The 12,450-nt window shown below is 51.8% G+C and carries 15 protein-coding genes; 8 read left to right on the top strand and 7 right to left on the bottom strand.

What is annotated here, in order from left to right:
* Positions 1–4 precede the first annotated feature (4 nt).
* Entirely contained in the window at positions 5–214 is a 210-nt protein-coding gene (locus C7H79_RS09580) for a TA system antitoxin ParD family protein (protein WP_106707058.1), read from the bottom strand.
* Positions 215–357: 143 nt separating this feature from the next.
* On the opposite strand from C7H79_RS09580, the gene C7H79_RS09575 reads away from it, so the two are divergent.
* Positions 358–636 carry an HU family DNA-binding protein gene (locus C7H79_RS09575; RefSeq protein ID WP_106707057.1) on the top strand — a complete coding sequence of 93 codons (279 nt, stop codon included), beginning with the start codon at positions 358–360 and terminating at the stop codon, positions 634–636.
* 50 nt (positions 637–686) lie between these two features.
* On the opposite strand, the gene C7H79_RS09570 is transcribed toward C7H79_RS09575, so the two are convergent.
* The 4 genes from C7H79_RS09570 to C7H79_RS09560 are packed head-to-tail and all read right to left on the bottom strand — an operon-like array spanning position 687 to position 1,627.
* Positions 687–1,181, bottom strand: a complete 495-nt coding sequence (locus C7H79_RS09570) for a DUF3489 domain-containing protein (RefSeq protein WP_106707056.1) — start codon at positions 1,179–1,181, stop codon at positions 687–689.
* Positions 1,182–1,195: 14 nt separating this feature from the next.
* A complete protein-coding gene (locus C7H79_RS19445; protein WP_374058005.1) occupies positions 1,196–1,267 on the bottom strand; it encodes a hypothetical protein in 72 nt (23 codons plus the stop codon).
* A 34-nt stretch (positions 1,268–1,301) separates the two neighbouring features.
* Positions 1,302–1,382, bottom strand: a complete 81-nt coding sequence (locus C7H79_RS19440; protein WP_374058004.1) for a DUF6900 domain-containing protein — start codon at positions 1,380–1,382, stop codon at positions 1,302–1,304.
* Between the two features lie 11 nt (positions 1,383–1,393).
* On the bottom strand, positions 1,394–1,627 hold the full coding sequence (locus tag C7H79_RS09560; RefSeq protein WP_147383578.1) for a hypothetical protein: 234 nt from the start codon (positions 1,625–1,627) through the stop codon (positions 1,394–1,396).
* A 125-nt stretch (positions 1,628–1,752) separates the two neighbouring features.
* On the opposite strand from C7H79_RS09560, the gene C7H79_RS09555 reads away from it, so the two are divergent.
* Together C7H79_RS09555 and C7H79_RS09550 are read left to right on the top strand one after the other, a co-directional pair.
* On the top strand, positions 1,753–2,205 hold the full coding sequence (locus tag C7H79_RS09555) for an elements of external origin (RefSeq protein WP_242447228.1): 453 nt from the start codon (positions 1,753–1,755) through the stop codon (positions 2,203–2,205).
* A complete protein-coding gene (locus C7H79_RS09550; RefSeq protein WP_172592400.1) occupies positions 2,205–4,169 on the top strand; it encodes a phage terminase large subunit family protein in 1,965 nt (654 codons plus the stop codon). The genes C7H79_RS09555 and C7H79_RS09550 overlap by 1 nt, the downstream gene beginning before the upstream one ends.
* 10 nt (positions 4,170–4,179) lie before the next feature.
* Here C7H79_RS09550 and C7H79_RS09545 read toward each other — a convergent pair whose 3' ends face one another.
* Together C7H79_RS09545 and C7H79_RS09540 are read right to left on the bottom strand one after the other, a co-directional pair.
* On the bottom strand, positions 4,180–4,647 hold the full coding sequence (locus tag C7H79_RS09545; protein WP_106707053.1) for a type II toxin-antitoxin system YhaV family toxin: 468 nt from the start codon (positions 4,645–4,647) through the stop codon (positions 4,180–4,182).
* A complete protein-coding gene (locus C7H79_RS09540) occupies positions 4,647–4,967 on the bottom strand; it encodes a type II toxin-antitoxin system PrlF family antitoxin (RefSeq protein WP_106707052.1) in 321 nt (106 codons plus the stop codon). Before C7H79_RS09540 ends, C7H79_RS09545 begins: the two co-directional genes overlap by 1 nt.
* 87 nt (positions 4,968–5,054) lie before the next feature.
* Between C7H79_RS09540 and C7H79_RS09535 the strand changes: the two genes are divergently transcribed.
* From C7H79_RS09535 to C7H79_RS09515, 5 genes are all read left to right on the top strand, one after another.
* Complete coding sequence (locus C7H79_RS09535; protein WP_242447227.1) at positions 5,055–5,267, top strand: phage head-tail joining protein; 213 nt, start codon at positions 5,055–5,057, stop codon at positions 5,265–5,267.
* Positions 5,267–6,103, top strand: coding sequence for a phage portal protein (locus C7H79_RS09530; RefSeq protein ID WP_106707051.1), 837 nt, complete (start codon positions 5,267–5,269; stop codon positions 6,101–6,103). Before C7H79_RS09535 ends, C7H79_RS09530 begins: the two co-directional genes overlap by 1 nt.
* 293 nt (positions 6,104–6,396) lie before the next feature.
* Positions 6,397–9,897 carry an SNF2-related protein gene (locus C7H79_RS09525; protein WP_106707050.1) on the top strand — a complete coding sequence of 1,167 codons (3,501 nt, stop codon included), beginning with the start codon at positions 6,397–6,399 and terminating at the stop codon, positions 9,895–9,897.
* 590 nt (positions 9,898–10,487) lie between these two features.
* Positions 10,488–11,756, top strand: coding sequence for an AAA family ATPase (locus C7H79_RS09520; protein WP_106707049.1), 1,269 nt, complete (start codon positions 10,488–10,490; stop codon positions 11,754–11,756).
* An 83-nt stretch (positions 11,757–11,839) separates the two neighbouring features.
* A complete protein-coding gene (locus tag C7H79_RS09515) occupies positions 11,840–12,430 on the top strand; it encodes an RloB family protein (RefSeq protein ID WP_197714617.1) in 591 nt (196 codons plus the stop codon).
* The last annotated feature ends 20 nt before the right edge of the window (positions 12,431–12,450 follow it).

Below are 12,450 nucleotides of genomic sequence, written 5' to 3'. Positions count from 1 at the left end.
TGCGTCAACCGAACTGGTACTCACCCGTGGACTCTTCTTGATCAGCGATCAAGATATCGCGAATCATGGTAAACGGTAGATCCGGGTTTTCCTCGGCAATCTTCCCAATCTGCGACCAGTATTCGATCTGTTTTGGCACCGAGCGATGCTGAGTTTGCGCGTAACGCTTGGCTTGGGCGACCAGGTTCTCTGACAGTTTTACGTTTACAGCCATAGCAATCTCCGAATCAAAGGACAATTTTAGCTAAAACAGCTCCATAAAGGTGCTTAGAAGAACTCTCTATCATCAGTTTTATGATGCAAATAAGTCTAAACGGTTATACTGCGGGCTTCTCAACCAACAGGAGCATTCACAGCATGAACAAAACCGAACTGATTGAACAGATTGCTACCCGCACAAATTTGACCAAAGCTGATGCAGGTCGTGCCTTGAATGCTGTGCTCGACACTATCGTCGAATCCGTTGCCAACGGTGACGATGTATCGTTACCTGGTTTCGGATCGTTCAAATCAGCCCAACGTGCTGCTCGTGAAGGCAAGAATCCAAAGACCGGTGAGAAACTTTCGATTGCTGCGACAACCGTGCCGAAATTCTCTGCTGGTGCAACTTTCAAGAGTGCAGTTGCCAAGAACTAAGCCCTTTAAAACCACAGAGAGCGGTATTTGCCGCTCTCTGCATAGATAACTTATCCGATGTGATACACCCTCTCGCCACCCTCGGGTTTTTCCGATGTAATGGCAAGTCCAAGCTTTTTCTTGAGTGCTCCAGCCATGGAACCACGAACAGTGTGTGATTGCCATTGCGTTGCTTGGCAAATCTGCTGAATAGTCGCGCCCTCTGGACGCTTGAGCATGGCAATCACTTGTGCCTGTTTGCTGTTTTCCCGTGAACGAATTTTTGGTTTACTCACTAGTTCGACTTTAGCAGAATCGGTGACTACATCAAGCACTGCAGGGTTGATCAAACCCCGGTGCGGCAGCCCCATGGCTTCATAGCCCAGGGTTGTGATAAACCAGTCAGTTTTGTCGGTGGTGATCAAACCCCGGCTGAACAGGCTATCGATCACTTTCTTTTTGGCTCCACCCTTGATGGTGTCAGGAAACCAGGTCAATTTGCCGTCGGTATGTTTTGCGGCATGGCTGAGAATTTGTTGCTGTGCGGGACTGATTTTGATTGTCATGGCGATTCTCTTGATTAAAATTGCTTGTGATTGTTTTTGGTCGCTTGTTGCCCGGCATTGAAGGCAGCTTGCAAGGCATCCTTGATGCACCACGCAGCGATGTCATGGAAATCAAGGCTGTCACCTGTGGCGCGTTTCCAGAGTGTCGATGTCTAGATGTTGTTGTGCGATCTGGTTCAGGATAGTGACAAGTTGTTGCATGCTATGTCTCCTTAAACGTAGTGAATCTTTGCAGCTTGGTCAAACCCAACCCAAACGCCGTTTTTGTCCAGACCACGTGCGGCCAATTCTTCGCGTGCTATAAGATTTAAATCCAACTCGCCGCGTGCGACTGCTGCCAATACCTTGGTCAGCGCAATTTGGATAAAACCGACTTCATCGATCGTAAAACCGTTGGTGGTGTAGCTCATTTCTTTCTCCTGCATGTTTGTTGATGACAGTGACATGAACGCTCTTTTCAATCACAAAGACAAGTAGAACATACACTTATTTCAACAAAAGATTGATAACAATCATGGGTCTATCGATTCGCGCCTATGCCCGCCACCGCGGCGTCTCCCATGTTGCCGTCATGAAGGCAATCGAAGCTGGCCGGATCACGCAAGAAGCGGATGGCGCCATCGATCCTGAGCAGGCAGATCGTGAATGGGAGCAAAACACAGCATCTCCTCGCAAGCGATCCTTTATGCAAAATCAAGCAACTGAGCCAATTCAGTCCACATTGTCACCCAACGGCACTTCACTATTACAAGCCCGCACGGTCAATGAGGTCGTCAAAGCCCAGACTAACAAGGTGCGCTTAGCGCAGCTCAAAGGTGATCTCGTCGATCGACCACAGGCCATTGCTCATGTCTTCAAGCTGGCCAGATCCGAGCGCGATGCCTGGCTCAATTGGCCCACGCGCATTTCAGCGCAAATGGCAGCAAAGCTCGATATCGATGCACATACGCTGCATGTAGCGCTTGAGGCAGCCGTACGTGAGCATTTGCAGGAACTGGGTGATTTAAACCCACGGGTGGATTGATGCTGGAGTTCGATTACGAAGGTGCACTGGATATTGAAAGATCCTGGCGCGAAGGTTTGATGCCAGACCCATTGCTGACCGTATCCGAGTGGGCCGATCGTCACCGGATGTTATCCAGCAAGGCTTCCGCCGAACCTGGCAGATGGCGCACCAGCCGCACACCGTACTTGAAGGCAATCATGGATTGCTTGTCGCCGATGTCACCTATCGAGCGGGTGGTGTTCATGAAAGGCGCGCAGGTGGGCGGCACGGAATGTGGCAGCTGCTGGATTGGCTACATCATCCACCATGCGCCCGGTCCCATGATGGCCGTGTGGCCCACGGTGGAAATGGCGAAGCGCAACTCCAAGCAGCGCATCGATCCGCTGATCGAGGAATCCCCTGTGCTGGCAGAATTGATCGCACCAGCCAGAAGCCGCGATGCTGGTAATACGATTCTGGCTAAGGAATTTCGTGGTGGTGTATTGGTGATGACTGGTGCCAACAGTGCGGCGGGCTTGCGCTCCATGCCGGTACGTTACCTGTTTCTGGATGAGGTGGATGGTTACCCAAGTGATGTCGATGGTGAAGGCGATGCGATTTCACTGGCCGAGGCACGCACCCGAACTTTTGCGCGCCGCAAGATTTTTATCGTGTCCACACCCACGATAGCAGGAGCCAGCAGTATCGAGCGGGAATTTGATGCGAGTGATCAACGTCGTTACTTCGTTCCCTGCCCACATTGCTCACATCGGCAGTGGTTGCGCTTCGAGCAATTGCGTTGGGAGAAAGGTCAACCCGAAACAGCAGCCTATATTTGTGAATCCTGCGACCAAGCCATCTATGAACAGCACAAAACCTGGATGCTGGAGCATGGTGAGTGGCGGGCGATGTCTGAAATTACCAGCAAGACTGCCGGATTTCATCTATCCAGTCTCTACAGTCCCGTTGGCTGGCGCAGTTGGCGAGATATTGCTGCTGCGTGGGAATCTGCCGTGAACAAGGAATCAGGATCGGCTTCCGCCATCAAGACTTTCAAGAACACCGAATTGGGTGAAACCTGGGTCGAGGAAGGCGAAGCCCCTGACTGGCAACGTCTGATCGAGCGTCGGGAAGATTACAAAATCGGCACCGTACCTGCCGGTGGTCTTTTACTGACAGGTGGTGCTGACATACAGAAAGATAGGATCGAGACCTCAATCTGGGCCTTCGGGCGCGGCAAGGAATCCTGGCTGATCGAACACCGGGTACTGATGGGCGATACTGCGCGCGATGCGGTATGGAAACGCCTTGCCGAAATGATTGCCGAAACCTGGACGCACGAGTCCGGTGCAGTTTTACCGCTTGCGCGTTTTGCCATCGATACCGGATTTGCGACTCAGGAAGCTTATGCTTTCGTGCGTTTGGTTAAAGATTCCAGAATCATGGCAGTCAAAGGTGTGGCTCGTGGCGCCGCTTTGGTTGGCACACCCACTGCCGTGGATGCCACAACCGGCGGCAAGAAACTGCGTCGGGGTGTCAAGGTTTTTTCGGTGGCAGGTGGCATTGCAAAGCTAGAGTTCTACAATAATCTCAGAAAAAGCGCAGATGTGCTGGAGGATGGAGTCACCATCCGGTATCCCACGGGTTTCGTGCATCTGCCCAGGATCGATGCTGAATTCATCCAGCAGCTCTGTGCCGAGCAATTGGTCACCCGGCGCGACCGTAAAGGTTACGCCATCCGCGAATGGCAAAAGATGCGCGAGCGCAATGAAGCACTGGATTGTTACGTTTATGCACGGGCAGCAGCGAGTCTTGCAGGTCTGGACAGATTTGAAGAACGTCATTGGCGCGAGCTGGAAAAACAGCTTGGAATGCAGGAATCGCAAGCAGCAGTCAATCCGGATATCAATGATCACAGCCTCATCCAATCCGGTGAGTCTGTTGTTGATTCTAGGGAAAACCAGCGCGGCAGGCGGTTGATTCGTAGTCGCTGGATGATCTAATACAGTATGCCTAGCGGGGTTTGGCTGGTTGCTTTATTGCCTGCTCACTGGATTCACGCAGTAACGAATCCCAGTCATCTGGAGGATTACCACGGTCGAGCATTTTTTGAAATACTGCATAAGGGTCATGTTTACTGCCTTTTGCGCGCAACGTGTTCGCGTCATTCACCCAAGCGTAGACGATGACCTTGGTGCTCGAATCATACCGAAAGAATAAACGAAACCGCCGGCCGATCTTGGCACGTCGCCAATGCCGAAAGTCTGGCCCCATGGTATTGCCCTGCCGGTATTCATCCCGGCCAGGATCGCTGGGAATGATTTCCAACATCAGTTTAGCCAGCGCAGCATAAAGCTTGACGTTGGCATTCTCGCGCGCTTTGTCTGGACTAGCCGCGAGAGCCTTGTCAGAAGCTCTCTTCAAGCGCTCCAACTGTTCCAGTAAACAGTGATGGAACAGCAATGACCACTGACCGGGCATCAAAGACTGACGTCGCCTTCGATGTCTTCAGACAGATCAACCGGATGTTTGAGCGCCTGTTTCAGGCTCTCGGCCAGAGCAGTCGGCAACACCGTGATATTTTTGCCCTTGACCAGATCATGTTCGAGTAAAGCCAGGAATTGTGCAATGGCCGGATCGGTATGTTCCCCAGTATCCGCGCGCGAAACGGTAATGGCTTTTCCGTCGAAATCGAACACGACTTTACCACCAGAATCGACACCCAATGCCTGGCGGATCGCCTTGGGCAGTGTGATTTGTCCTTTAGAGGTAATGGTTGCAGTTTCATGAATGCGGGGCATGGTGGACTCCTATACGTAATTAATGATGATAGTAAGGAATTATCCTTACTTCGTCAAGAGCAATAAAAGTCAAGATGATTTTATTCTATGGATGACCAACCAATGGCCTACACCCAGGATCAATTGACCGCGCTGGAAAAAGCACTGGCACGCGGTGAACATCGCGTCACTTTTGCTGATAAGACGGTTGAATATCGTTCAGTAGACGATTTGAAAGCCGCCATACGCGAAGTCAAGCGCGGATTGGGCACCACAAACTCTGCTTGCCAGATTCGCATCACCACTGACAAAGGGTTTTAATGAGTTTTTTCTCAAACTTGAAACGTCAGCTGTTCGGCAGTAAAGGTGCGCCCATCTATGATGGCGTTGGTTCTGGTCGTCGCTCTGTGGCGTGGATGCCGGGTAATCTGGGTGCAGTAGCAACCCTGGCCTATGCGCAGGATGATCTTCGCGCCAAAAGCCGTGATCTTATCCGACGCAATGCCTGGGCGGCTGCAGGAGTGGAAGTTTTTGTTGCAAATGCCATCGGCACGGGCATCAAGCCGCAATCGATGGTCGCTGATAATCTGATTCGTGAAGCGATTCATGCACTCTGGTGGGATTGGTGTGAGGAAGCTGATGCTGCAGGACTCACCGACTTCTATGGCCTACAGGCACTGAGTGTCCGAGCAATGCTGGAAGGCGGTGAAGCGTTCATCCGTATTCGTTACCGTCAGCAAATCGATAATCTCATCGTGCCGATGCAACTACAGGTACTGGAACCTGAACATGTGCCAATCACCTATAACGCTGTGGCCGAGAATGGCAACAGGATCCGCTGCGGCATCGAATTCGACAGTTTTGGGCGGCGTGTAGCCTACTGGATGTATCGCTCCCATCCATTGGATGCGCTTGCCTCCCCCATGAGCAGTGTGGGCGACAATCTGATTCCGGTGCGCGTACCCGCTGCGGAAGTCATTCATTTGTTCCGCCCCTTGCGACCCGGCCAGATTCGTGGAGAACCCTGGCTTGCACGCGCTCTAGTCAAACTCAATGAGCTTGATCAGTATGATGATGCGGAACTGCCTAACAGTCGAATTGACGAGTTGCTACCGTTACCACCTGAATTTATTGAAATACTGAGAAAAAATAATTGATAGATGGTGGCGCTGGACGCTTACGAACTTATTCTCTATTTGGCCAATTCTTCTCTCCACCCCAATAGTCGAAGTCCGCAGGTTGATATTTTTATTTCTCGTTAATTCAACATATTACGCGCGGACTTATCAATGCGGTTTGATTGGAGAATTGGTAAGAGCAGTGAACCTTATGTTGATAACATATCTAAACTTGCCTCAGAACAATCCAAAATTGCTTATATTCTTGATACACACGAAATATTGAGGTTGAATTCCTTTAGACTTACTTTATTTTTTTATAATATTGAATCATGTCAGCACATAAAGGTTACGGACAAACTTGGTGGGGAGCACAGTGGCTTAACTCGCTTTCTCAAATCGACTATGACAATCGGTTACCGCGAGGGCGCAGTTATGCCAATAAAGGTTCTGTGACGAAAATTGAGATACAGCAGGGAAACATTTATGCCAAGGTCAAAGGTTCGCGCCCGCAGCCTTACACTGTAAAAATCGAGGTTCCGGCTATGTCGCAACAACAGGCCAAGGTTTTACTTGATGCTCTGGCGCTGGATCCGGTGGTTATCTCGAAAATGCTCAACCGTGAACTGGATCCTGCTGTTCTGGAACGCGCTAGAGTGCTAAAGATCGATATTTTTCCGGCACGCTGGTCGGATCTATCCATGGGGTGTTCCTGTCCGGATTGGGCCGTGCCGTGCAAACATCTGGCTGCGGTGATTTATTTGATTAGCCGGGAAATTGATGGCAACCCTTTTATGGTGTTTTCGTTGAAGGGAGTCGATCTCATCCAGGAACTGAAAGCCCGCCATATTTCGATTGAAAGCGAAGCAAAGGCAGCGCTTCCGATAGCCAGCGACTTGCTGAATCTATCACAGCAAGATGCTGTGACGGTGCAGGATGCTACTGATGCAGTGAACTACAGCGTGTTGGATTACTCGACTTTGCCTGATCTTGCGGTTTCTCTAGTGAGTGTACTGCCTGCAAATCCTGCTTTCTTTCAGCAGGGTGATTTTCGTGTCATTTATGAGAAAGTGATGAAGCGAGTGATCAAGCAGGCCCGGCTTGCACTCAATACTGTCATGGAAACGGATCAAGCGAAATCCGTAATTAACGCTGCGGATAAGCCGCACATATCACTCAATACTAGCTATCAACCTACCCTTGCCGGACTGACGGTGTCATTGCGCTGGTCAGATTGGGTATCCGATCTGCAACAGATTGCCGAAGCTGATTTGCCGGACCTTCAACCCGAAGTTGCGGCTATGCTTCATGCACGCATGACTAGCTTGCATTTGCTGGCAAAGGGCGCAGTCTTACCGCAGGTGTTCAATGCAGATAAATTGGGCGTGGGACTGCGCTGGTTACCGGCAATGCTGGATGAGACGGTGAGCGTGTTGATCGGTCAGTTGGCAGCGCGTCTGCCATCCGGATTGCTGGCTTTCCACGGTGACAAGCAGGTGGTCAATCTCTCGGGAGAAGCCCAATCCGTGGCGCTATGCAGTTTATTTCTGAGCGAATTTATACGTCGTTGGAGCGATGCCAGTGCTGAGAAGCCCTATGGTAACAAACTGATCGATCTGTTTTTTGGTCACGGCCACGCGCGGTTTGAAGGACCCGGAGAAGGTGAAGTGGGCAGCGGGATGCAATTATGGCTAGCACGCTTTCATATTGGCTATCAGGCCCATGTGCCGGTGTTGCGGTTAGAGGAAGAAAATATTGGATTTAGCTTGTCATTGGGCGTGGCGTCACGTAATGACCTACTGCAAGAACCAGCCACATTTGTCAGTCTGCTAACCGATCCAGCATGGCAGGAGAATCGATATAGTGTATTGAGAACGGTGGCATTGCTGGCGGAATTCTTCCCGGACTTTAACGGTTATATCAATACGGGTGCAACAACGCCGATAGCGCTGAGCGCTGAAGCACTCCCGGCATTTTTATTTGATGTGCTGCCTATTATCCGGCTAATGGGAATACGCGCGTTGCTGCCCAAAGCGCTGGACCGCGTGCTGCGGCCGTGTTTATCGATGAAACTATCCGGTAAGGATACCAGTAGTTCCGGCTATCTCAATGCGAATGATATTTTTGGTTTCGACTGGACTGTGGCGATTGGGCATAACCAGCTTACGCAAACGGAATTTGAAGAACTGGTGAAAACTGCGCACGGGATTGTGCGTTTCAGGGGTGAATATGTTTATCTGGATCCTGCCGAAATTGAACGGCTGCGCCTGCAACTGGAAAAACCACCGCGCACTACGCAGGCAGAGCTGCTGCGTAGTGCCTTGACCGAAGAGTATCTGGGTTCACCCATAATGCTGGACGCTCAGGCGCGGGACATTATTCGTCAACTTACCGAAATAAGCAGTGTGCCGCTGCCCGGTGCGCTCAATGCAATCCTGCGTCCTTATCAGGAGCGCGGCTATGCCTGGTTATATCGCAATATTCGTATCGGGTTTGGTAGCGTTATCGCCGACGACATGGGGTTGGGCAAAACCCTCCAGGTGATCGTTACTCTGCTGAAACTCAAAGAGGAAGGGAAGCTGGAAGAGGCTAAAGCGCTCGTGATTGTGCCGACCAGCTTATTGACCAACTGGACAAAAGAAATCGCACGCTTTGCGCCGACGCTGACAGTGGAAATTTTTCATGGCACGGAACGCGCGCTGGAAAAAGAACGCACGGATATACTGCTGACGACCTACGGCTTGGTGCGGTCTGATCTGGCCAAGCTCAAGAAATTGTCTTGGTGTATCGTCGTCGTGGATGAAGCACAAAATATCAAAAACCCGGCCACTGAGCAGACCAAAGCTGTCAAGGCGATCCCAGCGGTGAGTTTCGTTGCCTTGACCGGCACACCCGTTGAGAACCGGTTGTCCGAATACTGGAGCATCATGGATTTTGCCAATCGTGGTTTTCTGGGCAATCTCACCAGTTTTACCAAAGAGTTTGCGGTGCCGATACAAAGCCATCATGATCAGCACGTGGCAAATCGGTTTAAGCGCATCACTAGCCCATTTCTGCTGCGGCGGCTTAAGTCGGACAAAAGCATCATTAGCGATCTGCCCGACAAGATTGAACAGAATCAATACTGCGAGCTGACGAAAAAGCAAGCGGCATTGTATGAATCCGTTGTGCGTGAAGCCTTGCGGGTGATCAGTGGCGAATCCGACACATTCAAACGCCAGGGGTTGGTGCTGCAAATGATCATGGCCTTGAAGCAAATCTGTAATCATCCTGCGCAATATCTTAAAAAGGGAGATGCTGGCGCCAATTTGTCAGGCAAAGCCGAATTGTTTCTTGATTTGCTTGAACCCTTGCTCACTGCCCATGAGAAGGTACTGGTGTTTACACAATTCCGCGAAGCGGGTGAGTTGCTGTCGGCATGGATCAAGACACGATTTGGGCGTGAACCGCAATTCCTGCACGGCGGTGTTGCACGTAAAACACGCGACAGTATGGTGGAACGTTTTCAGAATGACCGCACCGAACGCATATTTCTGCTCTCGCTAAAAGCAGGCGGTACCGGCCTTAACCTGACAGCCGCCGCCAATGTGATCCACTTTGATTTGTGGTGGAATCCGGCTGTTGAGTCGCAAGCAACCGACCGGGCTTATCGCATTGGCCAGAAACATAACGTACAAGTCCATCGTTTGATTACCCGAGCAACATTCGAAGAACGCATTAATGAAATGATTCAATCTAAGCGAAATCTGGCTGATATGACTGTTGGTAGCGGAGAAAAATGGATAGGGAATCTAAGTAATTCTGAGCTAAAAGATGTGTTTAGTTTTGGGTAAAGAAACGATTTGCCATTTACCCCAACCGTTCATCTTCAATCCAACATCCAAACCAATCGGCCATGACCACGTCGACTGCACCCCTATCGAAATGAATTGGTCATCGAGATGAATTCTAACACTTGATATCCGCTTCACTAACGACTTTTTGCCCGCCGTCGAAGAGGAAGCCGAGAGCCCGGCAAAACCTTTAGAGCCAGCCAAGCGCTGGCATGAAATCGTCAGGGAGCAGGACAGAGAACGGTTCTATTCCGCACCGTAGCCCGAACAGATGCCCCTACTTTTGGCCGAAAGCCCACCTTTTCGGCCATTTGCCCCCGAGGGCGGAATCGGGAATTGAACCCGCGCCCGTCCTCCGATCGGGATAGCAAATCCTGCCCGCATTGGCCCTGAATTAGATGATTTGGCCGAAATACTTCAGGACCGTGTCGCCTTTCCGCGACATGCCGGATGGCTCGGGCGCTACTGTATGTGTAGCGGATCGATGCCGCCTCAAACGATCTCACAATGCGCCGGCAAGTTAAAATAACTTGATATTTTGCGCGTTTAGTGCATAATTTCGATATATTTTTAATTGTCGAGGTGATGCAATGCTGGTCGAGTTCCGCGTCAAGAACTTCCGCAGTCTGCGCGATGAGCAGGTGTTTAGTCTTGTTGCGTCCAAGGACAAGACCTTGCAGGACACCCACACCTTGGCCACGGGCATCAGCGCCGCGCCCACCCTGCTGCGCAGTGCGGCGGTCTACGGTGCCAACGCCAGCGGCAAGTCCAACCTCATCAAGGCGCTGCAATACATGCGCGGCGTTGTGACCGAATCGGCGACGGCGATCCAGCCCGGTCAGTCCTTTGCGGTGCAACCCTTTAGGCTAGATGCTGACTCCGCCAGCCAAGCTACCGAATTTGAAGTCACTTTCCTGCTGGATGGTGTGCGCTACCAGTATGGCTTTGCCATGACTCCGCAGCGCATCGTCAGCGAGCACCTGCTGGTCTACAAGACGTTCAAACCGCAGCGTTGGTTCGTTCGTCACTTTGATGCCGAAACCGGTAAGGATGTCTACGACTTCGGTCCCGGCCTCAAGGGATCCAAAAATGTATGGGAAGGCGCTACCCGCCCGAATGCACTGTTCCTGTCGATGGCGGTGCAACTCAATAGCGAAGCCTTGCGCCCGGTGTTCGACTGGTTCGTGAATCGGCTGATCATCTTCAACGAACAAGCCCAACTCAGTCCGCAGGTGTCTATCCAGATGCTCAAGCAGGCTGACGACCGCAAGGAGATATGCAACTTCCTCACTGCCGCCGACATCAGCATCTCCGACATCGATGTGGAAACTCGCAAGGTGCCCGGACAGGCCGTTCACTTCGACCTAGTGGCCGGCAAAACCGAAGTGCGACCAGAGGAGCTGGAAGAGCACCAGCTGCGCTTCCACCACGTTACCGAACAGGGTAAAGCCGTGTTTGATTTGATGGACGAGTCCAGTGGCACGCGCAATCTGCTGTTTCTTACCGGCCCGGTTCTGAACGTCCTAAGCAAAGGGCTGACGTTGGTCATCGATGAACTCGATACCAGTTTACATACCATGCTTGTGCGTGAGCTGGTGCGGTTATTCCACTGGCCCGAGATCAACACTGGCGGTGCGCAATTGATCTTTACGACCCACGATACCTCGCTGCTGGACGCCCCCGACCTGTTTCGGCGCGATCAAGTGTGGTTCGTGGAAAAAGATCGTGATCAGGCATCGACATTGGTCAGTCTTTCCGAATTCAGTCCGCGCAAGAACGAGGCACTGGAGCGCGGCTACCTGATGGGGCGGTACGGCGGCATCCCATTTCTCAGTCACACGCTGGGGTTGAAGCACTAATCGCCCGCGACAACTCCCCCAAGGAGCGTCAACAGAAGCAGCTCGAGCGCAAGCAGGGGCGGCGTACCAGTTACGACCGCATTTTGATCGTCTCCGAAGGTAGCAAAACTGAGCCGAACTACTTCCGTGAAATCCGCGCGGCCTATCGTCTGCATATCGCCAATGTGGAGGTCTGGCCCAGCGAGTTAGGTACCGCGCCCATCCAGGTGGTGCAGTACGCCCAACAATTGTTTGAAAGCGGCGACCGTCACAAAAATGTCCAGCGGCGTGCGTTCGAGAAGGTCTATGCCGCGTTCGACCGCGACGATCATGACAGCTATTTCGACGCGCTGCGGCTGGCTGAGTCGCTGGATGGTAAGCTCAGGAACGACGCCAAGCAGCCGGTCGTTTTCCAGGCCGTTGCCTCGGTGCCCAGTTTTGAGCTGTGGCTGCTGCTCCACTACGAAGACATTCAGGCTCCGCTATACCGCGACGAAGTGATGCGCCGCCTGAAACAACATATCCCTGGTTACGAGAAAGGTTCAGGTAAAGCATTTGCAACCACCAGCGAACATTTGGCCGTCGCCAGCCAACGCGGAGAACGATTGGCGGCACGTTTTACTGCCTACACGGATCCCGAGCCTTTTACCGCCATTGCCGGACTGGTGGCGCTGCTGACCACACTTCGCAGCTGAATTTTTCGGCTCTATGTGAA

It is taken from the genome of Nitrosomonas supralitoralis (assembly GCF_003011925.2).
GTDB classification, from domain to species: domain Bacteria; phylum Pseudomonadota; class Gammaproteobacteria; order Burkholderiales; family Nitrosomonadaceae; genus Nitrosomonas; species Nitrosomonas supralitoralis.
This window is presented reverse-complemented; position numbering and strand designations above follow the sequence as displayed.